Source organism: Larkinella insperata (assembly GCF_026248825.1).
In the GTDB taxonomy this organism is placed as follows: Bacteria; Bacteroidota; Bacteroidia; order Cytophagales; family Spirosomataceae; genus Larkinella; species Larkinella insperata.
This window is the reverse complement of the sequence record NZ_CP110973.1, coordinates 3,782,760-3,805,691: the sequence shown is the minus strand read 5'-3', so window position 1 is coordinate 3,805,691 and position 22,932 is coordinate 3,782,760. Positions and strand designations below refer to the sequence as shown.

The following is a 22,932-nucleotide window of genomic DNA, read 5'->3' as shown; positions in this document are numbered from 1 at the left end:
CTCAGTTGCTTTCGGGCTTGCTGGCAAGAGAGCCGGTATTTTTTCAAAAATAGAAAAGAGCAATTGACAACCCGAGCGGGTGCGTTGCTGATTTTGCTCTTCTTTTCCCTGACGGGTCGGGCGCAAATGCTCAGTACGGTGGCCGGTACCGATTACCGTGGCTACAATGGTGATAACATTTTAGCGACTGAGGCCGGGTTAAATATTCCGCACGCCGTGGCGGTGGATACGCTGGGAAATCTCTACATTGCCGATACCGAAAATCACCGCGTCCGTAAGGTCAATGCTGCCGGTATCATCACCACGGTAGCGGGCAACGGTACAGACGGGTACAGCGGTGATGGAGGACCAGCCACACAGGCCGCGGTGGGCAAGCCCGTGAGTGTCGCGGTGGATCGCCAGGGGAATCTCTTTGTGGCTGATTCACGCAACCATTGCGTTCGTAAAGTGACGCCCGCGGGCACCATCACGACGGCAGCCGGCACGGGCACAGCGGGCTTCAGTGGCGATAACGGTGCCGCCAGTCAGGCTACGCTAAACACCCCCATTGCGCTGGCAGTAGATCGCCGGGATAATCTTTACATTGCCGACAATGCCAATTCCCGCATCCGCAAGGTGACTCCCGACGGCCTTATCACCACGGTTGCGGGCAACGGCACCGCGGGTCTTAGTGGCGATAACGGCCCGGCCACGCAGGCAGCAATCAGCGGATTAACCGGTATGGTGCTGGACGATAAGGAGAATCTATTTTTTATTAATGAAAATCGCATTCGAAAAATAGATACGACCGGGACTATTACATCGTATACAGTACCGGAGCTGAACTACCTGAATTCGCCCTATGGCATTGCCGCGGATAGACTGGGTAACTTTATTGTTATCTCCACGCGCGGTTATATCTATAAAGTTGATCCGGCGGGCAATGTAATCCTGCTGGGGGGCAATGATTACTACGGCTTCAGTGGCGACGGTGCGTCTATTGACATATCTGCTTTTCGGGATCCTCTGGGAATAGCCCTGGATAACCGCGGTAACATCTTTATTGCCGATAGCTACAATTACCGCATCCGCCGAATGACGCCCGTTGCGGTATCGCCCTCAGCGATCGTTAACCCAGTATGTCCGGACCAGCCCATCAGTTTAACGGCAACGACAGCCTGGGGCTTCGTTCCCACTTCCTACACTTGGCGCAGCGAGACGTATAATGAAACTACCAAAGTTAGTCAGCCGGGCACCTGGACGGCGACCGGAGCTACGCCCACTTTCGTCGCCCCCTCGATAAACGATCCGACTTTGTTTACCTTGATTGCTACGGGTACCGATGGCCAACGCAGCGCAACATCCTACGTGGTTTTTCGCGTAAGTGCCCAGCTCTCCCTGACGCTGGCATTGAACCCGGCCAGCAGCGCCCCCGGCAGCACAACAGTAACGCAGAATACGCCTTTCGTCAGCGTGACGGTCAGCGGATGTACGGGAGGAACGATCAACTGGACGGGTTCCGACGGTTCCACCGGAACTACCAGAGACATAGCCGTGCCCACTTCCGCAATCGGTACGCTGGTTTACTCGGCCACCTGCACCCAGGGCAGTTGTGGTACCGCAACCAGCACGGCTATGGTCCACGTTGCCCCGCCCGTGGCTAAGGCGGCCCTGGACGGGTACATCTACGGGGGCGATTGCGAAAGTTTCCGGGGCTGGGCCTGGGATTACAACCGGGTCAACACGGCCCTTTCCGTTGAAATCCTGGATGGCCCGAACGTCATTGCCACCCTGTCTGCGGGTGATTTTCGGCAGGATTTACTCGACAACGGAAAAGGAAACGGTTATCACGCTTTTCGTTACACCCTTCCCGACGGGCTGAAGGACGGTTTTCGGCATATTCTTTCGGCCCGGGTTGCCGGCAGCAGTTTTATCCTGAAAGGTTCTCCCAGAGCCGTGATCTGTCAGCCGAATCCTACGTCTGGCACCAATCAGCCCCCTACTGCACCAACGCTTGCCCCAATGACGGCTCGGGTATCGCAACGGTTTTCGGCGATCCTGCCAGCATTTACCGATCCGGAAGGCGAATCGCTCACCTACGCGCTCCACGGCTTGCCCCAAACGCTCGAGTTTAATGCGCCAAATCGAACCATCACGGGTTCGGCCTATCAGGTGGGTACGTTTCTGTTAACTTACTCCGCAACCGACCCCAATGGCGCCAACAACAGCGTCAGCTTTGCGCTAACGGTGTATCCGGAGTCCACCACGTCAGTAACCGGCAACTTTGAAGGCTACCTGGATCGCGTGGAATGCTCTATGCTGCGGGGTTGGGTCTGGAACCGCGATCAGCCAAACACGCCCCTGACGGTAGAACTCCTCACGGAAAAAAGTTCGGGTGCGCTGCTAGAATGGCGCAGTACCGTTGCCAATGCCTACCGGCACGATTTGGAGGAAGCCGGCAAAGGAAACGGTGCTCACGCCTTTTCTTTGCCGATCAATGGCCTGCCAACGGATGAGCTACGGGTGCGGGTGCTGGGCAGCAACTACCTCCTCAAAAGGTCTCCGCATTTTGCCGACCTATCCTGTTCATACGAACGCCGGTCGGCGGATCAACCCGCCGGGCTTCAGGTACGGCTTCTGGGCAATCCGGTCAACGATCAGGTGCAGGTGGAGATTCGGGGTGCGGAAGGTCAGCCGATCCAGTTGCAACTGACGGATAGTCAGGGCCGGTTGGTCAGTCAGCGCCAGATTGAACGGGCGGGGCGGGTCGAGCAGCAGACGCTGCCGGTGGGCAAGGCCGCCCCCGGCCTGCTGTTTCTTCGCACCACCAGCGGCCTCAACCAGCTAACGCTCAAGGTGCTTCGCCAGTAAAGCTACCCATTTGACCGACCAAACAGCCTGAGGTATGATCAGGCTGTTTAATTATGATGCGGGAGTCGCTTCATCAGGATTTTTCGGCTCATAATGCAGAACGACAATTCCGCAATCGAAGGCTTTTGATTTCACCAGTGTTAGCGGTTTCTGGCCGTCAAGCTCCCGAAAAATGGGCATCCCATTTCCGATTGCGGCTGGGTTGACGAATAAATGGTATTCGTCAATGAGGTTGTGGGTGATGAGGGCTGATACAAACGTCGCCCCGCCGTACACGATGATGTCCTGCCCCTCCTGTTCTTTCAGCTTCGTAATTTCTTCCACCAGATCGCCCTGGGCCAGCACGGTGTTTTCCCATTCCGACTGGTCGAGGGTTTTGGTGAAAACAACTTTTTTTGAACCATTGAATTTATCGGCCCCTTCCAGCTCCGGGTGGGCGGCCCAGTGAGGGATAAACCCCTGTGCCAGTTTTCGGCCCAAAACAATGCAGTCAACCGGTTCGGTTAGTTCCGTTACGTACGCTTTCAGTTCGTCATCCCAGTTGTAAACCAGCCAATCCATTTCGCCATTAGGACCGGCTATAAATCCATCAACGGTTATCTGTACCTGAAGTTTTAGCTTTCTCATCGGTGCTTTGGTTTTGACAAAAGTAGTAGATACGGTCTTCGGGAATGGGTTGCCGGTATGCCTTTGATGGGGGGCGACTGCGACAAATCCGGAATGGCTTCTGGCTTCCCGGCAAAACCGTTTCCGGTCAGACGGTATTCAGAACCGGATGCGTTGATTTGCGAATGACCAGCGTGGTATCCAACGTCTGGGTTTCGGGCACAAAGGTGGCTCCTTCCTCGATCTGCCGGAGCAGCAGCCGGGCGGCCACCCGGCCAATTTCATGGGTCGGCTGCACCACGGCCGTCATCGGGGGCGTCACGAAAGCACTGTGGGGCGCGTTGGAAAACCCGGCCAGCGAAATGTCAGCCGGAATGGCCAGCCCGTTTTCCTGGATGCAAACCAGGGCTTCGATGGCCGTCGGGTCGTTGACGGCAAATAATGCATCGGGACGGTTCGGCCCGTCCAGCAACTGCTGCGTACAGGCCCGCGCTTTGCCCTCCACAAAATCGCAGGGCATAATAATCGTTTCATCGACCGGAAACTGGTGGGCTTTCAGCGCATCCATGTAGCCATTCAGCCGGTTGCGGCTCATCGTCAGGTTTTCGGGGCCCGCCAGGTGGGCAATCCGCCGGCATCCCGTCTGAATCAGGTGTTCGACCGCCCGGAATGCCCCCCGATAATCGTCGACCAGCACTTTGGAGCCGGGCAGTTCATCGACAATCCGGTTGAAAAACACCACCGGCAAGCCTTTCCGCTGAGCCGCCAGAATGTGGTCGTATTCATTCGTCTCCCGCGTAATGGCCATGATCACACCGTCTACCCGGCTTGATAGCATGGCCTGCAAATTGTGTTTCTCAATTTCCAGCGACTCGTTCGACTGCCCAATCATGACCTTGTAACCGGCGGCATTAGCCACTTCCTGCACCCCCAGAATCACGCTCGGAAAGTACGCATGCACAAACTCCGGCACCAGCACCCCGATGATGTCGGTTTTATTTTTCCGCAAACTGGCGGCAATGGTATTGGGCTGATAATCCAATTCGTGGGCCAAATCCAGCACGGCTTTTTTCGTGTCCGGGTTGATGTCCGGCGCGTTTCGCAGCGCCCGGGAGACGGTCGAAATGGAAACGTTCAGTTTGATGGCGATGTCCCAGATGGTTGGTTGTTTACTTCGCATAGGTTTCGGGCTTCTTCTCTTTACTTTAAAGATAAACCTCCCACAAGTTACTCACGCCGGTTTGGCCGGTTTTTATGCCTGCCTCCCGTTAATTCTTTAACCGCCCTACGTATGCCTTGGCCCGGTGTCGCCAGCGGTTTATAATTTTTCTCAGCCTGGCTACCTAAAACCGACTTTTGGCCATTCCTGACCGAGCATCGAAAGTTGGGCGGTTATTTTCGTTCCGGAAACGTTTCCGGAAACGTTTTTTTGGATCAAAGCCTTTTTGCTTCTTCCATCTCTCGGATTTATTCATATAAATTCAGAAATAATTCAACAAAAGCCGTACTAGCAGGGCCGCTCTGGTTAAATCTTCTGTTCAGACGCAGGCTTACTGCATGATCCATTAATTGAACTATTCCAACCCTTTACCAATATGAAAATACCTGTAAGCAAGGCAAGATGGCTACCGCTCCTGCTGTTGGTCGTCAGCCCGATTAGCCGTCCACTGCTGGCTCGTCATCCGACTCTATCCTTCAGCAAACTTTCGGAGAAACCCATCGCCCTGTCCATCCGCGGAACTGTAACCGCTGAAACGGGCGAAACGCTGCCGGGCGTCACCATCGCCGTGAAAGGCACGACGGTCGGCAGCACCACCAGCGAATCCGGCCAGTATAGCATCAGCGTTCCCGACGGCAGCTCCGTTCTGGTCTTTAGCTCGGTCGGCTACGAAAAACAGGAAATGCCGGTTGGCAACCGCACCACCATCAACGTAACGCTGAAAGCCGACACCAAAGCGCTGGGCGAAGTGGTGGTAATTGGGTACGGCACCCAGCAGCGCCGGGACGTGACCGGCTCCGTGGCGTCCGTAAAAGGCAAAGAACTCGAAAACCTGCCCGTTCCCGGACCCGTAGAGGCCCTGCAGGGTCGGGTGGCCGGGGTCGATATTGTTCAGAACAGCGGCTCACCGGGGGGCAGCCCGACCGTCAAGGTGCGGGGCATCACCTCGCTCAACGCGGGCAACAGTCCCCTCTACATTGTTGATGGCGTTCCGATTACGGGCAACATCAACGTTGTCAATCCCAACGATATTCAGTCGATGGAAGTGCTGAAGGATGCTTCGGCATCGGCCATCTACGGCGCCCGGGGTGCCAACGGCGTGATCATCATCACCACCAAACGCGGCAGGGCGGGGAAAACCTCGGTTAATTTCAGCGCCTACACCGGTTTTGCGGAAGTTCGCAAGCAGATTCCGATGCTCGATGCCGTGCAGGAACGGGATTACATCCTGAATGCCGTGCAAAACGCGGGGGTGGCGGAAGTTCGGCTCGGCCTCGACACCCTGTTCAACGGCGACACCCCGGTGTACGACACCAACTGGCAAAACGAACTGTTCCGCACTGCCCCGGTTTCCAATTACGAGCTGTCCCTGCGGGGCGGTAATGACAAAACCTCCTACGCGGCCAGCCTGGGGCTTTTTGACCAGAAAGGCGTTGTGATCAGCTCCGGTTACCGGACTTACCGCGGGCGGTTCAGCATCGATCATCAGGCTTCCTCCCGCTTTAAAACCGGCGCTAATATTCTGCTCTCCACGGCCAAACGCGACCGCGTTCCCGAGGGTGACGACAACAATGCCGTGCTGACCAACGCGCTCCGGATGCTGCCGTTTTCACCGGTCTACAACCCGGACGGCTCCTACACCTTCGTCGATCAGATCCAGCGCCCGAATCCAGTGGCCCTGGCGACGCAGAGCGTTTCGTTTGCGGTCATCAACCGGCTGCTCGGCAACGTGTACGGCGAGTACCAAATCCTGAAAAACCTCAGCCTTCGCTCCACCCTGAACCTGGATTACTCCGGCACCCGGGACGAAAACTTCATTCCCAGCTCGATCCAGGGCGGAGCGGCCCGTCCTGCAACGGCTTCCTACGCCGACGTTTCCAGCTGGATCAGCGAAAACACCCTGAATTACGACCGGGTGTTTGGGGCGCACAACCTGTCGGGCCTGCTGGGCTATAGCGTGCAGGAAACGCGTTTGTTCAATCTGTCGGCGGCCGCCAACCAGGGGGCTACCGACAACATTCCGACGCTGAACGCAGCCGCCACCGCCACGGGCGCGTCCAGCAGCAAATCGGCCTGGGGACTGGTTTCGTATTATGCCCGGCTTAATTACAGCTACAACGATAAGTACCTGCTGTCGGCCACCCTGCGCCGGGACGGTTCCTCGCGCTTCGGCGCCGACAACCAGTGGGGCTGGTTTCCTGCGGCTTCCGTGGGCTGGCGGCTTTCGCAGGAACCGTTCATGCAGGGGCTTCCCTTTATTAACGACCTGAAACTGCGGGCCAGCATCGGGGTTGTCGGCAACCAGTCCATCAGCGACTACGGCGCGCAGGGGTTATACAGCACCGGCCGCAACTACATCGGCAAATCCGGGATTGCCCTGTCGGCGGTTCCGAATCCGTCGCTGAGCTGGGAGTCCACCACGCAGTCGGATGTGGGCGTCGACATCTCGTTCCTGAACGACCGGATTGCCTTTACCGCCGACGCGTACCTGAAAAAGACGAATGACCTGCTCCTGTCCGTGAACCTGCCCACCACCTCGGGGTTCAGTTCTGCGCTGCAAAACGTGGGAAACACGCAGAACAAAGGATTGGAATTCAGTATTTACAGCCAGAACATTACGGGTTCAGGCGCAACGGGTGGTTTCAAATGGAGCACCAATTTCAATCTTTCGTTCAACCGCAACCGAATCATCAAACTTTCCAACGACAACGCCGACATCATCCAGGCCAGTGCGGATGCGGTTTATTTCAGCGAACGGCCCGTCGGTATTGGTCGCGTGGGCCAGCCCATTGGAATTTTCTACGGTCTGCTTTATACCGGGCGGGTGTTTGCCACGGCGGAAGAAGCCAAGGCGGCCAACCTGCGGGACGGCAGCAAAACCGGTCCGCTTTACGAAGCCGGTGACATGATTTACGTGGACCTGAACGGCGATGGCGTCATCAATGCCGACGACCGCACCATCATCGGTAACTCAAACCCAACCTTCACCGGTGGATTGACCAACAACTTCTCCTTCAGGGGCTTTGACCTGTCGGTGTTCATGCAGTGGTCGTATGGCAACGACATTTACAACCAGACGCGGCAGGCATCAAACCGGAGTTTCGTCTACAACGCAGCTACGACGGAGGTACTGCGGAGCTGGCGCAAACCGGGCGACATCACCGACGTTCCGCGCGGAACGCCCAGCACCATTGCCCGCAACGGGGTTCCGTCCAGCCGCTGGATTGAAGACGGTTCGTACCTGCGCATCAAAACCGCAACGCTGGGTTACACGTTTCCGGCAACGGTTCTGAAACGCATCAAAGCCGAAAGCCTACGGGTTTACGTCTCCGGCCAGAATCTGTTCACCTTCACGAAGTACCTCGGCCTGGACCCCGAAGTCAACTTCCGGAGCAGCCTGCCTTTGCTGCAGGGCATCGACCTGGGCACTTATCCGCAGGTCCGCACCTTCACTTTTGGTATCAATCTGGGCTTCTAACCGATTCTCAACCATGAAAAGAATTGTTTATTTCTCAATCACCGCGCTGCTGTACCTAGGCAGCGGGTGCACCGACGTACTGGATCAGGTGCCGCCCAGCGCCCTGACGCAGGGGTCATTTTTCCAGAGTGCCGCGGATGCCGAAGCGGCCATTCTTGCCGGGTATGATGCCCTGCAGGGCGACGACACCCGACGGGTGGTCTGGGGCGACGCCCGCGCCGATAACCTCATCGTGCCCGTCGAAACCATTGGGGTGACGGACCCCGGTGTGCTCGATTTTCAGAATGATAACATCAGCAACAGCAGCGGTTTTGCCACCTGGGCGAGCTTTTATTCGGGCATCAACCGGGTCAATAACGTCCTGGCTCAGGTTCCCGCCATCAAAAGTCCCACCATTGCCAGCGTTCGCGACCGGATTCTGGGGGAAGCCTACTTCCTGCGGGCCTTCAACTATTTCTTTCTGGTTCGGCTTTGGGGCGCCGTTCCGCTCGTTCTGGAACCGACCAACTCCCTGGACAAGGATTTTCAATTGCCCCGAACGCCCGCCGATAAAATCCAGGAGCAGATTCTGGCCGACCTGAAGGAAGCCGAAAAGCTACTGCCGGTCACCTACGCATCGGCCATCGAAACCCGGGGCCGCGCAACGCAGGGAGCCGCCCAGGCCCTGCTCAGCAAAGTGTACCTCTGGCGGAGTTCATACAACCAGACCAACGAATGGCAACTGGCCGCCGATTATGCCGCGAAAGTTGTGGCCAATCCAACCTACGGCCTGGTGTCCGGCGCGAACTACGGCACCCTCTTTACCGCCAAAAACACCACCGAATCCATCTTTGAACTTCAGTACAGCAACGCCAACCAGGAAACCAACGGTCTTTCGGCTTACTTCCTGCCCCGCAGCAGCAAGGTACAGACCGGCGGAAACCAGACCCTGATTCCGTCGCCGAAGCTCGTTAATGCCTTTGAACCCGGTGATTTGCGCAAAGCCGCCAGCTTTTACCTGAGCAACCCGCAAACCGATCAGTTTCCGAACCTGCCCACGGTGGCCAAATACCAGGGAACGGTGGTTGGTAATGCGCGTTTTGGCGACAGTAACTACCTCTTTCTGCGCCTGGCCGACGTGATTCTGATGCAGGCTGAAGCCCTGACACATTTGGGCAAAACTGCCGAAGCCGCTGCGCTGGTCAACCAAATTCGTAACCGGGCCGGACTCGCCAACACCTCCGCAGCCACCCCGGAAGCCCTGCTGCTGGCCATCGAACAGGAACGTTTTGTGGAACTGTGTTTTGAAGGCCACCGCTGGTATGACCTCCTCCGGACCGGACGGGCCAAAGCCGTGCTGGGTATGGACAAAAAAGCCCTGCTGCCGGTGCCGGTTACCGAAATCATGCTGAACCCGAACCTGTTGCCCCAGAATCCGGGCTATTGACCACCCGCACCCGCCGTAAATCGGTAGTCCGGCGGAGTGGCTGGCTTTTACTTTAAACCGTTAACCTTATGCGTTTAGCTATCAAAAAGACGGTCCTGTTTGTGAGTGGACTTCTGCTTGTCACCGGTTCGCTGTTGGCGCAGTCAGACGGGCGGGACATCCGAAACGGAACGGTGATCCCCGACGAAACGTACAGCGATCAGCCTTACATCGTCAAAACCAACGACGGAGCCTGGTTGTGCGTTCTAACCACTGGCACCGGCCACGAGGGCGCGTCGGGGCAGCACATCATTACCCAACGCAGTCTTGATCAGGGCAAAACCTGGATCGACAAGCGCGACGTGGAACCCGGCGACGGCCCGGAAGCGTCGTATGCCGTGCTGCTGAAAGCGCCGTCGGGCCGGATTTTTGTTTTCTATAACCACAACACCGATAACACCCGGGCAGTCAAAGGCGACGATCCGCCGTACAAAGATGGGTTGGTCAAACGGGTGGATAGCCAGGGCTATTTTGTGTTCAAATACTCCGACGACCACGGTAAAACCTGGTCGGCCAACCGCGTCACCATTCCGATGCGGAACTTCCAGATCGATAAGAAAAACCCGTATCAGGGTAAAATTCAGTACTTCTGGAACGTGGGCCGGGCGTTTGCCCACAAGGGATCCGCTTACGTGCCCGTTCATAAGGTCGGCGGTTTCGGCGACGGTTTTTTCACTTCCAGCGAGGGCGCTTTGCTCCAGAGTCCGGATTTGCTGACTGCAACCGATCCGGCCAACGCCAAATGGAATACGCTGCCCGATGGCGAAATCGGTCTGCGAACGCCCGCCAGCAACGGCGGCCCCATCGCCGAAGAACAGAATCTGGTCGTGCTCAGTGACGGTTCTTTTTACTGTGTTTACCGGACCATCGACGGCTACCCCGCCTACACCTACAGCCGGGATGCCGGGCGTACCTGGGAGCCGCCCCAGTACATGCGCTACGCCAACGGGCAGTTGGTCAAGCACCCGCGGGCGGCCAATTTCGTCTGGAAGTGCGAAAACGGAAAGTACCTCTACTGGTTTCACAACCACGGCGGGCGGTTTATCCGGGAGCATCCCCGGCGCCGGAACATCGCCTACGAAGACCGTAATCCGGCCTGGGTACTGGGCGGGCTGGAAGTGGATTCGCCCAAAGGAAAAATCATCCAGTGGACGCAGCCCGAAATTCTGCTTTACGACGAAGACCCGCTGATCCGGATGAGCTACCCCGACCTGGTGGAAGACAAAGGCGCCTATTTCATTACGGAAACCCAGAAAGACATCGCCCGCGTCCATAAAATCGACGAAAAGCTGCTGACCCATCTGTGGAACCAGTTTGACAACCGGAAGAAAACGGACGACGGGCTGGTGACAAGCTGGTCGTACCGGTCGGGCAACTTTCCGCAAACGGTGCCGGCCCCGGCCCTGCCCGAATTCTACAAACGCGACACCAAGAAGCTGGAACAGCCGGGCATGAACGTTCCCAACGGCTTCACGGTCGATTTCGATTTTACGCTCGCCAGTCTGGCCGAAAACCAGATCCTGCTCGACGGCCGCGACTCGACCGGAAAAGGCTGGATGGTTCGTACGACAGACCGGAAAACGATTGAACTCACGATGAACGACGGCCGGACGCAGTCGGCCTGGGCGTGTGATGAAGGGGTGCTGAAACCCAACCAGAACCACCACGTCAGCCTGATTGTCGACGGCGGACCGCACATCATCGCCTTTGTGGTCGATGGCGTTCTGAACGACGGCGGGGATACCCGGCAGTTTGGCTGGGGCCGGTTCAATCCGTACCTGAAATCGGTGACGGGGGCCTCGCAAATCCGCATTGGCGCACCGATCACCGGGCGGGTCAGCGAATTGGCGATCTACAACCGGGCTCTGAGCGTGTCGGAAGCCGTCGGAAACTTCAACGCCCGGAAGAAAATGCCGTAAACACCCCTTATTCGTCATTTTTTAAGCCATTCATCAACTCCCAAACCGGGAGGAATGGCCTTCTTTTTTCAAAAATTTACCCCTAACTAATCGCATGAACCTCAAACGCTCCATCGTGAACGCCAGCATTGCCACGGCCCAGGAAGTTATCTCGCATTTCGGTATGTTCCTCCCTCCTTTTGCCCACTGGACGGTTGACCAATGGCGGGCCGCCGGTCCGGAATTCAACGAAATCCGCGATTGTATGCTGGGCTGGGATGTTACCGATTTCGGCAGCAAGGACTTCTATACCATTGGTCGAACGCTGTTTACGGTTCGCAACGGGCGGACCAACCATCCGAATTATCCCAAGCAGTACGCCGAAAAATGGCTGATTGATCCCGAAAACCAACGTGCTCCGGCCCACTTTCACCGGTCGAAACGCGAAGACATTATCTGCCGGGCGGGCGGCAACGTGCTGGTCCAGTTGACCAAGGCTGACCCGGAAGGCAACCCGTCCAACGAAACGTTTCTGACGCAGGTGGATGGCTGCACCCGGCGGTTGGGCCCGGGCGAAATTGTCCGTTTACGACCGGGCGAAAGCCTCACCATTCACCCGCGCACGATTCACCAGTTCTGGGGCGAAGAGGGCACCGGCTGGCGAGTCGACGGAGTGGGGTACACGCTCAGCGCGGAAATTTCCAGTGTTTGCGATGACCTGAACGACAACGTCTTTCTGGTTGATTACGGCATTCGGTTTCCGGAAATTGAAGAGGACGAACCCCGAAAGTATTTCCTCTGTCATGAGTATCCGGCGGCCCCCGTCGAACTTCTTAACGCGTAATTCCTAACCCCGTTCAGCGGCCTTGAAACCGCTTCCGGACACCCTTATAAACCGAACCTGATTATGCCGCGTCGTTTGTCGATTTTCCTGCTGGCGTTGTCCGGCCTGGCCTTTGCGGGCTCGGCGGTGATGCATTACTCCGGTCATCTGGCGGGAACCGGCCCCGGCCTGATGGTGGCCCTGGTACTGCTGGCGCTGGGCTTCCGGGGCTTTGCCCAGCTCAGGGGATTTTCCTACACCGTCTGGATTCTGGCGGCCGTCACGGTCGCCATGTTCTACCCCGGCTATTTCTTTACCGTCGGCAATTTTGAACTCAAACGGCTGATTGTTCCTTTCGTGCAGTTGACCATGTTCGGCATGGGTTCGCACATGAGTTTCGATGATTTCAAGGGAGTCGTCAGGATGCCGAAAGGCGTGCTGATCGGCATTTGCTGTCATTTTATGGTGATGCCCCTGGTGGGTTTCGGCCTGTCGCACCTGTTTGACTTTGAGCCGGAAATTGCCGGGGGCGTTATCCTGATCGGCTGCGTTTCGAGCGCAATGGCGTCCAATGTCATGTCGTACCTGTCGGGTGCCAACCTGGCCCTGGCCGTTACCATCGGGGCCTGTTCAACCATTCTGTCCCCGTTTATCACGCCCTTTCTGATGAAATGGCTGGGCGGTCAGTACGTTGAAATCGACATTGCGCACATGATGATCGACATCACCAACATGATCATCATTCCGGTGGTGGCGGGTTTCATTTTCAACCTGTTTTATTTTGGCAACCTAACCCGCCGGGCGAAAACCGTTCAGTTGCTGGCCTTTGCCGCGGTCATTCTGGTAACCAACGTCCTTATGATGTTCGTTACCCGTTCCGGCTTTACGGGTTTCCTGATGGCCTTGCTCAGTTCAACGTTCTGGTTTTACCTGCTCCCGATGGTCTGCGCCAGCCTGCTAAGAAATACCCGAACCATCGACCGGCCGATGATTGAAAGCGCCCTGTCGTTTGTGGCCATGCTCGGCATTGTGATCAACACCGTAATCATAACGGCGTCCGGACGCGACAACCTGCTGCAAGTCGGCGGACTGCTGATCGTTACCTGCCTGTTGCATAACGTCATCGGGCTCAGCATCGGCTATTTCACGGCTTTTCTCTTCGGCCTTCCCGAGCGCGACCGCCGGACCATTGCGTTTGAAGTGGGGATGCAAAACGGCGGAGTCGCCACCGGCCTGGCCCTGAAAATGGGAAAAGTGGCGACGCTGGGGCTGGCGTCGGCCATCTTCGGACCGTTGCAGAACGTGACGGGGTCGGCCCTGGCGAACTGGTTCCGGAAACGGCCCGCTGGCCCCCATCCCGGCCCCGATGCGTCTATGACGGCCCAAACCGTAAGCGAGCTGGCAAAAGAAACCCGGTAGGCGGCTTTTCCCTGCTACCAGAACCCGACGGGCCGGTTCCAGAACGTTTCGGAATGAAGGCCCGCGAGGTAGAAATACCGATGTCGTACAGCAACGGAATCCACCGTCCTCGCTGGCTGCCCGCGAACACCGGATGGAGCGGACTTTTGAGCATAGACGCAGGCCCGAACCGCTCTGCAGCGATCTGGCTGTCAAGACAATGAGCCAATTTAACACCGTCCAAAAATCAATTCGCAGAAATATGGTGATTCGTTGGGTAGTGCTCCTCCGGTTATGACTTTTAGGGTTACCGAGCGGAATCCGGTATACCGGATTCCGCTCGACGAAATCATTATTAACCCGGATCGGAAGCAGATTCCGGGGTCTTGAATGTGACCGAGCCCCTCCTCGCTATCCAGGTTGAGAAGGCCCCTGTAACCCGACAAAACGATGATTCTCTCCAACTCCTTTGGCAACGGCTTTCGCCGGTTTTTGCCGCTTCTGCTCTGCCTTACGGTTTTTGCAGGCCGGGCACAACCCCGGGTCGACAAAGCATTTTTCAACGGCCGGGATCTAACCGGCTGGTCGGCCACGGACGTGAAGTACTGGTCGGTAAAAAACGGTACCATTGTGGGCCGGGCTGATCAGCCGGTTGACAAAAACAAATTTCTCTGGTCGTCGGTCAAGGTGGCGGATTTTTACCTGAGCGTCGATGTCAAGCTCGAACCGGACGACCGCAATGCCGGGATTCAGTTTCGCTCCCAGAAAGCCGACGCGTCCGGCCAGGCGCTGGGCTACCAGGCCGACATGGGCCAGGACGTTTGGGGGCGGCTCTACCACGAACACGGACGGCAGAAACTGGACTGGTCGGACCGGGGCGAAAAAGCCGTTCAACGCGGTCAGTGGAATCAGTACGAGATTCTAGCCGTGGGCGACCGGATCTGGACGGCAATCAACGGAAAACTGGCCGTTGCGATCAGAGATCCCGGCGGAGATGCGTCGGGATACATGGCGCTCCAGATTCACAGCGGAGAGCCACAAACCGTTACCTACAAGATCAACCAGCTGGTTCACAACCCCAACGTTGCGTTAGCCGGGCTGAATGAAGCGGAATTGAACCGCCAGTTGAAAATGCCGCTGGACAAACGCCGGAGCAGCGCCATGCCGGTCTTCCAGTCGGGTGACGTTATTGCTTTCGCCGGGGGCAGTAACATTGCCGCCATGCGCAAGGACGGTATTCTGGAGACGCGGCTTTACGCGGCTTTCCCGGCCACCCGATTGCACATCTGGAACCTGGGCTGGGACGGCGACACGGTTTACGAGCAGTTCCGCGATGTGGGGTTTGGCAGTTGGAGCAAAAATCTGGACAGTCTGGGCGCCAAGGTCGTATTTGTGCAGTTTGGCCAGATGGAGTCGCTCCAGGGCGAAAAATCACTTCCGCACTTCATCACCGCCTACCAGACATTGCTGGACAGCATTCGCCAACCGGATCGGCGGCTGGTGCTGCTCTCCCCCATACCGTTCGAACCCGCCCGTTTGCCGCAGACTCCGCTCGGGAAATCGGAAAACCCGATGAACACGGCCCCCGTCGAACAATACACCGAAGCCATCCGGAAACTGGCCGAAGCGGAAGGATACGGTTTTGTTGACCTGTTTCATTCCCTGCGGTCGTCGGACTTAGCCGGACCAATTACCGTCGACGGAATCCATTTAACCAAAGAAGGGCAGGAACAGGTGGCGACCCAAATTTTTAAATACCTGAATCCGCCGGTCAGATCACTGGAAAAGCTGGAAGCGCTCAACCGGGAAGTGCGGCAGAAAAATATCCTGTGGTTTAATTACTGGCGGCCCAGCAACTGGGCGTTTCTGAACGGCGACCGGACGACGCAGCCCTTTAGCCACGACTGGCAGGACAAAACCCGCCGAATTTTCCCCGAAGAAATGAAAGCCTTCGAGCCCCTGATCCGGGAAGCCGAACAGCGCATTGCCGACGAACAACGCAAGCTGGCCCCCGTGCGGTAAGAAGCCTTACCCACCGAAACACGATCTCTGAAACCGGAATGTTCTGCCAAATGATTTTTGCCCGCAAACCCATCGTTCGTCAAACCATTTTCCTGGGTCTGTTCCTGTTGGGTCGGCTCACTGGTGGTCTGGCCCAGATCAACGTTATGTCGGTGGCTCCGGCCGAGACGGATAATTCGGTGGCCGCCGAACTGAAATCCTTCCAGCTGGCCGACGGCTACAAGGTCGAACTGTTTGCTTCCGAAGCACTCGGTATTGCCGACCCCTGCGCCATGCGGTGGGACGAAAAAGGCCGCCTGTGGGTGCTGACCATCCCCTCCTATCCGCAACTCGAACCCGGCAAAAAACCCTTCGACAAACTCATTATTCTGGAAGACCGAAACGGCGACGGCCGGGCCGATACGTCGTCTGTTTTTGCGGACAACCTGATGATGCCGCTGGGCTTTGAACTGGGCCACGGCGGGGTTTATCTGGGTGAGCAAACCGAGCTGGTTTTTCTGAAAGATGCCAACGGCGACGGCCGGGCCGACACGCGGGAGGTGCTGATGGCCGGTTTTGGCACGCACGATTCACACCAGACCATCAACTCGTTTCTCTGGAGCTCGGGCGGTGAATTGTTTTTTTCGCAGGGGCACAGCATTTACAGCCGGGTCGAAACGGCCTGGGGCGTCGAGAAAGCCGACCGGGCGGCCATCTGGCGGTACCGACCCCGGCGCCGTCAGCTCGACAATTTTCTGGACGGCTCCATGGCCAGCGTCAATCCGTGGGGCATGAACTTTGGCGAGTGGGGTGAAATGTTTCACAAAGCCAATGACCCCGAATTGTTTTATACCGTTCCGGGTTTGGTCAAAACCACCCACCGGGCGCTGCTCCCGCCCATCGGTAAGCTGGTGATCAAAGGCTCGATCATCGAAATCATTCGGACCAAACACTTGCCGGACGACCTCAGGGGGGATTTTGTCATCGCCGGATATTACAATAACAAAATCGAGCGGATGCGGGTAACGAACGATTCGTCGGGCTACACGGCCCGGCTGCTCGACCCGATTCTGACGTCGAGCAGCCGCAGTTTCCGGCCCATTGACATCAAAGTTGGTCCCGACGGCGCGCTGTACGTGCTGGACTGGTATAACCCGATCATCGGTCATTACCAGGCTTCCATGCGTCACCCCGACCGCGACAAAACCCACGGACGCATCTGGCGCATTACGGCCACCGGGCGTCCTCTGGTTCAGACTCCAAAGCTGGCTGGTCAATCCGCTGTGGCCTTGCTGGATCACTTAAAATCCGACGAACACTGGGTGCGCTACCAGGTGAAACGATTGCTGGCCGAAAAACCGCTGGCCGAAGTACAACCGGCGCTAACGGACTGGGTTGGCCGATTAGAGCCAACCGATGAGCATGATCGGATGGAAGCCCTCGGCGTTTTCGAGAGCCACGAACTCGTCAACGAAGACTTGCTGCGGCAATTGGCTAAGGGAAAAGAACCGGGGGCGCGGGCCTATGCCGCCCACGTTGCCGGGCGCTGGTCCGACCGGCTGGCCGATCCGCTGGCCCTGCTGGAACCGTTGATTCAGGACGAAAACGCCCGGGTCCGGCTGGAAGCTCTGGTGGCCGTCAGCAACGTTCCGACGCCGGAAGCAATGGCATTGGCCGCGCAGGTGCTGGACCGGCCAATGGACAAGTTCTTACGGTATGCTTTGAACAAAACCGCTTATGCGTTGCAGGAGATTTGGGAACCGGCTCTGCAAATCGGCAAGCTTACTTTCGGGAAACCGTCCCACCTGGCCTGGCTGGTGAGCATTCTACCGCCTTCCGGGTACACCCCGGCGCAGTTTCGGAAGCTGGCGAGCCTGGAAAACCTCACGCCGGAAGTTCGGCGCAGCCTGCTGCTGAGTTTGACCAAAACCGGAAAAATCCCTGATATCGACTTTGTTCTCAGCCAACCGCTGGCCCAGATGGACGCGAACTTCCTGGAAAGCGTGGGCAAACTGGAAGCGAAGACCATTTCACCGCAGGCCGCCAGTTTCCTCAAAAAAAGCCTTTCTTCGAAAAACACCGATGTCAACATGGCCGCTGTCCGTTTGGTCAAAGCCTGGAAAATCAGTCCGCTGACTCCGACCATCCGCGTGTTAACGTTGAGCAATCAAACCGATCCACGCGTGCGGGCGGAGGGGTTGAAGGCACTGGTCGAACTAACTGGCCGGACGGTTTTGCCCCTGCTTCAGAAACTGCTGGCGACGCCCGAAACGCCCCAGAAAATCCGGCTGGCAGCGTTGCAGGGCATGAGCGAACTGGATGTTGCGCTGGCGGCTGGCGCTACGGTACAAGAGATGCAGCAGCCCGCGCTTTCGGGCGAAGCCGTGCGGGCCATTATTACTCCGCTGATCGACCAGCGGGGTGGCCTTCAGGCCCTGACTGCGCACCTGGGCAAAACCAATCTTGCCAAACCGCAGGCCCGGCTGGTGCTGGAAGCCCTGGCGGTTAAAGGAATCAACGCCCCCGAACTCAGCAACCGCCTGAATAAAATGGCCGAAGAACGGACCGTAATTTCCCGCCCGTACAGCCCCGAATACGTGGAAAAGCTGGCGAAAAACGTGAAAGAACAGGGCGACGCCCGGCGCGGGGAGCTGATTTACCGGGCCAACCCCAGTTGTTCGGCCTGCCACGCCCTGAACGGAAAAGGCGGCACCATTGGCCCGAATCTGTCGGCGGTGGGCCGGGGATTGTCATCGCGGGAGCTGATTACGGAAGTGCTGTGGCCTAATCAGAACATCAAGGAAGGCTACAACCGGGTGCAGGTCGAAACGAAGAAGGGCGAAATCATTCACGGTATTAAGGTGTTCGAAACCGCCGAGGTGCTGCACATCAAAACCACGGAAGCCCAGAAAACCCGGATTCTCAACAAGAGAGAACTGGCGAACCAGACGGAAAGCGGCTCGCTGATGCCTACCGGGCTGATGGATGCGTATCCGGAAGAGGATGTGCGGGATTTGATCCGGTTTTTGAGTGAACTGGGCAGCCAGTAACGCGTCATAAATGCGAGCCGCAGTATTTGCAGAACACCGCATCGGCGTCGTGGCCTTCCGACCCGCACGAAGGGCAGGACTGCGCCGACACCTTCCGCATTTTCTGGGCCGCCTGTGAAATCTCCACCGTCACAATTCCGGTGGGTACCGCAATGACTCCGTAGCCGATAATCATCACCAGCGAAGCCAGCGCCTTGCCGGCGGGCGTTTGCGGAGAAAGATCGCCGTAGCCGACGGTGGTCAGCGTGACAATGGCCCAGTAAATGCTGGTCGGGATGCTGTCGAAGCCGTGTTCTTCGCCTTCGATGATGTACATGATGGAACCGATAATGATGACCAGCGTGATCACCGTCAAGATAAAAACGCTGATTTTTCGCTGGCTGGCTCGTAACGCACTGGTGATGATGGAGGCTTCGGACAGGTACTCAGACAGTTTGAGAATCCGAAAAATCCGTAGTAAGCGCAGAATTCGGATCGTGAACAGATACTGCGTGCCGGGAATAAGCAAACTCAGGTACGTGGGCAGGATGGCCAGAATGTCAACCAGTCCCAGGAAGCTCGTGGCATACCGCAGTGGTTGACGGACGCTGATCAGGCGCAGAAGATACTCGAGGGTGAACAGAATCGTGAAAAACCATTCGATGCTGTGCAACAGGTCGCCGTGAACGGCCCTCACCCGCCCCATACTTTCCAGCATGACAACGGCAACGCTGACCAGGATGCTCCCAATCAGGGCAATATCAAACGCCTTGCCGGCGGGCGTATCGGATTCAAAAATAATCTCGTGCAGGCGGCTGCGCCAGGGCGTGTGCGGGCGCTTTTGATCGGATGTGGACATACGTTGACGGTTCTTCAAACTCACGCTTACTTGGTTGCTGACCGATGGCGGCCTGCAACAAGAAATCTACGTGAAGGTGCAAAAAGAGCGAAACTATTCCAGTCCCTTGAAATAATTTTGCATCTCGTCAAATAGGTTTATTTCGCTATGAAGTTAGGGAATGAAAAAAGCCGGTGGGTCGGGTTTGCGCTGGCCATTGTTGCGGCTACTTTTTGGGGTGTTTCCGGCGCGTTTGCTCAGTTTTTGTTCAACCAGCGGGGCATTAACACCGAATGGCTGGTGACGATCCGGCTGCTTATTTCCGGTTTCATTCTGCTAACGATGGCTTATCTTCGCAAAGGACCGGCGGTGTGGCAACTCTGGCGCAACAACGGCGATGTAGCCCAAATTCTCCTGTTTGGTTTTGTCGGTATTCCGGCCGTACAATATACCTACTTTGCCGCCATCGAACATTCCAATGCCGCTACGGCCACGGTTCTCCAGTATGTGGGGCCGGTGCTGATCGTGATTTACCTGGCTTTTCGAAACCGTAAATGGCCCGCGCCTTTTCAGTATCTGGCGGTTTTCATGGCGACCATCGGAACCTTCCTGCTGGTTACGCACGGCCGTTTCGACCGGCTTTCCATCTCGGGCCACGCCTTGTTCTGGGGGTTGGGTGCCGCGTTCGGACTGGCTTTTTACACGATTCAACCGACGCGGTTGCTCAATCGCTACGATCCCCTGATTATTACGGGCTGGGGAATGCTGCTCGGCGGATTCGCCTTTAGTTTCGTCCACGCTCCGTGGGAGGGTTCGGGCCATTGGGACCTTTACACGTATCTGTCGACCGCAGCCGTTATTCTGCTGGGCACGGTGATCGCTTTTTCGTTTTTTCTGCAAGCCGTCCGACTGATCGGGGCCGAAACCGCCAGCCTGCTGTCGTCCGTCGAACCGTTATCGGCAACCGTCCTTTCGATTCTCTGGCTCGGCGTATCGTTCGAATCCATTGACTGGCTGGGCGGATTGCTGATTTTATCGACGGTTATTTTGTTAACCCTGAAAAAGCCGGAAGCGGCTTACTGAGGCCGGTCTTCAAACAGTCAATACGTTGCCCTGCCGCCCGAAATGTCGTAAATAAAACCGGTTGAAAAGCTATTTTCGGGGGAAACGATAAAGGTGGCCATCGCGGCCACTTCGTCGGGCTCACCCAGGCGGCCCATCGGTATTTTGGCGGTCATGTAAGCGAGTTGCTCCGGGGCGGTGTCGGCGTTCATGGCGGTCCGGATTACGGCCGGGGCCAGCCCGTTGATGGTGATTCCGGCGGTGGCGTATTCCTTGGCAATGGCTTTGACCAGCCCAATAACGCCCGCTTTGCTGACCGAATAGCCCACCATGCCCGGATTCCCTTCTTTGCCGGCAATGGACGCAATCAGCAGAATCCGGCCGTAGCCGCGCCCGGCCATGTGGCCAACCGTGTGTTTAGTAATCAGAAAGCTCCCGAACAGATTAACGGCGCAGACTTTCTCGAAATCCGCCGTCGCGTAGTCCGTGATTTTCGTGCTGGTCGGCCCGACAATACCCGCCGAATGCACCACCACGTCGATTTTCCCGAAATCCTTCACGGTTTGCGCAACGGAATGTTTCACCGCTTCTTCCTGCGAAATATCAACGGTATAGGTTCGAACGCGAATGTTCTGCGCCATTAGCTCCTGCGCCGTTTGTTCCAGCAAAACCGTATTCCGATCAAACAGGGCCAGCGACGCGCCCTCCGCGCCCAATCGCTGGGCAATGGATTTCCCCAGCCCGTCGGCCCCGCCCGTAATGATGGCCACCTGACCCTTGAATCGGTCAGAAAAATTCATTGTATTGCTCATTTTTTAGGTAGAATAAGGAAGGTAGACAAGAGAAGAAAGACTGTTGAACGGCTTCTCCTTTTTCTCCGATCTCTTGTCGCCTGTCTATTGTCTCCCGTCTTAACGTCACCCCCTCCGCTCAATTTTGCCAACCAGGAAGATGTACGAACAGGCGCCCACTAAGCCCAATGCACCGATGAACACCAGTGCCGGTTTGAAATCGCCGTCTTTTGCCAGGTAGCCAATGACGATCGGTACGATGATCGACGCGAGATTGCCCATAAAATTGAATACCCCGCCGGTCAGCCCGATCAGGTGTTTTGGGGCTAGTAACGACACGAAAACCCAGGAGATCAGGGCCATACCGGCCCCAAAAAAGGAAAACGACATAAAGAAGATGACCAGCGCCGTGTCGTTGGTGTAGTTGGCTCCGACCAGACTAACCGACAGCAGCAGGCCAATGATGATCGGCATTTTCCGGGCCGCACTGACCGACCAGCCCCGCTTGACCAGATTATCGGATACAAAACCCGACAGCAGCACCCCGGCGCAGGCCGCCAGAAACGGGATGGAAGCCAAATAACCGGATTTGATAAAATCCAGTCCCCGGTATTTGACGAGGTACGTTGGAAACCAGGTCAGGAAAAACCAGAGCGTAGCGTTAACGGCAAATTGGGCCAGATAAACACCCCATAACGTCCGGCCACTGAGGACCAGCTTGAGGTTGGCCGCACTCCACACCCGGATCGGCGCGGCACCCCGTTTTTGCCCCCGGAACAAACCGCCCCCTTCTTCGATGTATTCCAGCTCGGCCTGATTGACGCCCGAATGCTCCAGCGGATCGCGGTACAGAAAATACCAGACAACACCCCAGACCAGCCCCACCAGACCGGTGATTAAAAACAGCCCTTTCCAGCCCGCGTAATATTGAATGGTGACCAAAACCGGCGTCAGAAACGCCAGACCAATAAACTGTCCGGACACGTACATGGCCGTTGCAGCCGCCCGCTCGTTGTCGGGAAACCAGCTCGTAACGATCCGGTTGTTGATCGGGTACGAAGGGGCTTCAAAGGCCCCGGTGGCTAACCGAAGCGAAAATAGACTGGCAAATCCGCGCGCCAATCCCTGAAATACCGTAGCCAGCGACCAGGTAATCAAACAGAAAGCGTACAGTACCCGGGGACCAAACCGGTCGGCCAGCAGCCCACCCGGCACCTGCAAAACCGCATACGTCCAGCCAAACGCCGAAAAAATGTAGCCCATCTGGACGGGCGACAATTCTAAATCCTTGCTGAGCGACGACGCAGCCACCGCCAGATTGCTCCGGTCGAGGTAATTGATGACGACGTTGACAAACACGAGCGCCAGCATTCCGTAGCGCACCCGGCTTCTGCGAGCACCCACAACGACTTGTTCCATTTCGGTTTTCGGTTTAGGATTTTACGGTATTCGCTTTCCGCCGGGTAAACAAACC

Annotated in this window: 14 protein-coding genes; 9 read left to right on the top strand and 5 right to left on the bottom strand. The window is 56.9% G+C overall.

The features are described 5' to 3' along the window. The first annotated feature begins 63 nt into the window (after positions 1-63). The gene (locus OQ371_RS15235; RefSeq protein ID WP_265988944.1) at positions 64-2,850 is read left to right on the top strand and encodes a T9SS type A sorting domain-containing protein; all 2,787 of its coding nucleotides are present in this window, start codon (positions 64-66) and stop codon (positions 2,848-2,850) included. Positions 2,851-2,901: 51 nt separating this feature from the next. Here OQ371_RS15235 and OQ371_RS15230 read toward each other — a convergent pair whose 3' ends face one another. After that, positions 2,902-3,477, bottom strand: coding sequence for a dihydrofolate reductase family protein (locus OQ371_RS15230; protein ID WP_265988943.1), 576 nt, complete (start codon positions 3,475-3,477; stop codon positions 2,902-2,904). A 127-nt stretch (positions 3,478-3,604) separates the two neighbouring features. Next, complete coding sequence (locus OQ371_RS15225; protein WP_265988942.1) at positions 3,605-4,636, bottom strand: LacI family DNA-binding transcriptional regulator; 1,032 nt, start codon at positions 4,634-4,636, stop codon at positions 3,605-3,607. Positions 4,637-5,051: 415 nt separating this feature from the next. Here OQ371_RS15225 and OQ371_RS15220 point away from each other — a divergent pair, with 415 nt between their 5' ends. From OQ371_RS15220 to OQ371_RS15190, 7 genes are all read left to right on the top strand, one after another. Further along, complete coding sequence (locus OQ371_RS15220) at positions 5,052-8,153, top strand: SusC/RagA family TonB-linked outer membrane protein (protein WP_265988940.1); 3,102 nt, start codon at positions 5,052-5,054, stop codon at positions 8,151-8,153. 13 nt (positions 8,154-8,166) lie between these two features. Beyond that, positions 8,167-9,579 carry a RagB/SusD family nutrient uptake outer membrane protein gene (locus OQ371_RS15215; protein WP_265988939.1) on the top strand — a complete coding sequence of 471 codons (1,413 nt, stop codon included), beginning with the start codon at positions 8,167-8,169 and terminating at the stop codon, positions 9,577-9,579. 68 nt (positions 9,580-9,647) lie between these two features. Continuing rightward, entirely contained in the window at positions 9,648-11,537 is a 1,890-nt protein-coding gene (locus OQ371_RS15210) for an exo-alpha-sialidase (RefSeq protein ID WP_265988938.1), read from the top strand. Positions 11,538-11,631: 94 nt separating this feature from the next. Then, positions 11,632-12,360, top strand: a complete 729-nt coding sequence (locus OQ371_RS15205; protein ID WP_265988937.1) for a D-lyxose/D-mannose family sugar isomerase — start codon at positions 11,632-11,634, stop codon at positions 12,358-12,360. Between the two features lie 63 nt (positions 12,361-12,423). Continuing rightward, positions 12,424-13,758: a bile acid:sodium symporter family protein gene (locus OQ371_RS15200; protein ID WP_265988936.1), complete on the top strand. Its 1,335-nt coding sequence runs from the start codon at positions 12,424-12,426 to the stop codon at positions 13,756-13,758. A 429-nt stretch (positions 13,759-14,187) separates the two neighbouring features. Beyond that, complete coding sequence (locus OQ371_RS15195; RefSeq protein WP_265988935.1) at positions 14,188-15,759, top strand: 3-keto-alpha-glucoside-1,2-lyase-like domain-containing protein; 1,572 nt, start codon at positions 14,188-14,190, stop codon at positions 15,757-15,759. A gap of 50 nt (positions 15,760-15,809) precedes the next feature. Next, a complete protein-coding gene (locus OQ371_RS15190; protein ID WP_265988934.1) occupies positions 15,810-18,788 on the top strand; it encodes a PVC-type heme-binding CxxCH protein in 2,979 nt (992 codons plus the stop codon). Between the two features lie 4 nt (positions 18,789-18,792). On the opposite strand, the gene OQ371_RS15185 is transcribed toward OQ371_RS15190, so the two are convergent. Then, positions 18,793-19,626: an ion transporter gene (locus tag OQ371_RS15185; protein ID WP_265988933.1), complete on the bottom strand. Its 834-nt coding sequence runs from the start codon at positions 19,624-19,626 to the stop codon at positions 18,793-18,795. A gap of 147 nt (positions 19,627-19,773) precedes the next feature. Here OQ371_RS15185 and OQ371_RS15180 point away from each other — a divergent pair, with 147 nt between their 5' ends. Then, the gene (locus OQ371_RS15180) at positions 19,774-20,688 is read left to right on the top strand and encodes an EamA family transporter (protein WP_265988932.1); all 915 of its coding nucleotides are present in this window, start codon (positions 19,774-19,776) and stop codon (positions 20,686-20,688) included. A 17-nt stretch (positions 20,689-20,705) separates the two neighbouring features. Here the strand turns inward: OQ371_RS15180 and OQ371_RS15175 are convergent, their stop codons facing one another. Next, positions 20,706-21,467 carry an SDR family NAD(P)-dependent oxidoreductase gene (locus tag OQ371_RS15175; RefSeq protein ID WP_265988930.1) on the bottom strand — a complete coding sequence of 254 codons (762 nt, stop codon included), beginning with the start codon at positions 21,465-21,467 and terminating at the stop codon, positions 20,706-20,708. A 117-nt stretch (positions 21,468-21,584) separates the two neighbouring features. Then, positions 21,585-22,877 carry an MFS transporter gene (locus OQ371_RS15170; RefSeq protein ID WP_265988929.1) on the bottom strand — a complete coding sequence of 431 codons (1,293 nt, stop codon included), beginning with the start codon at positions 22,875-22,877 and terminating at the stop codon, positions 21,585-21,587. Positions 22,878-22,932: the final 55 nt, after the last annotated feature.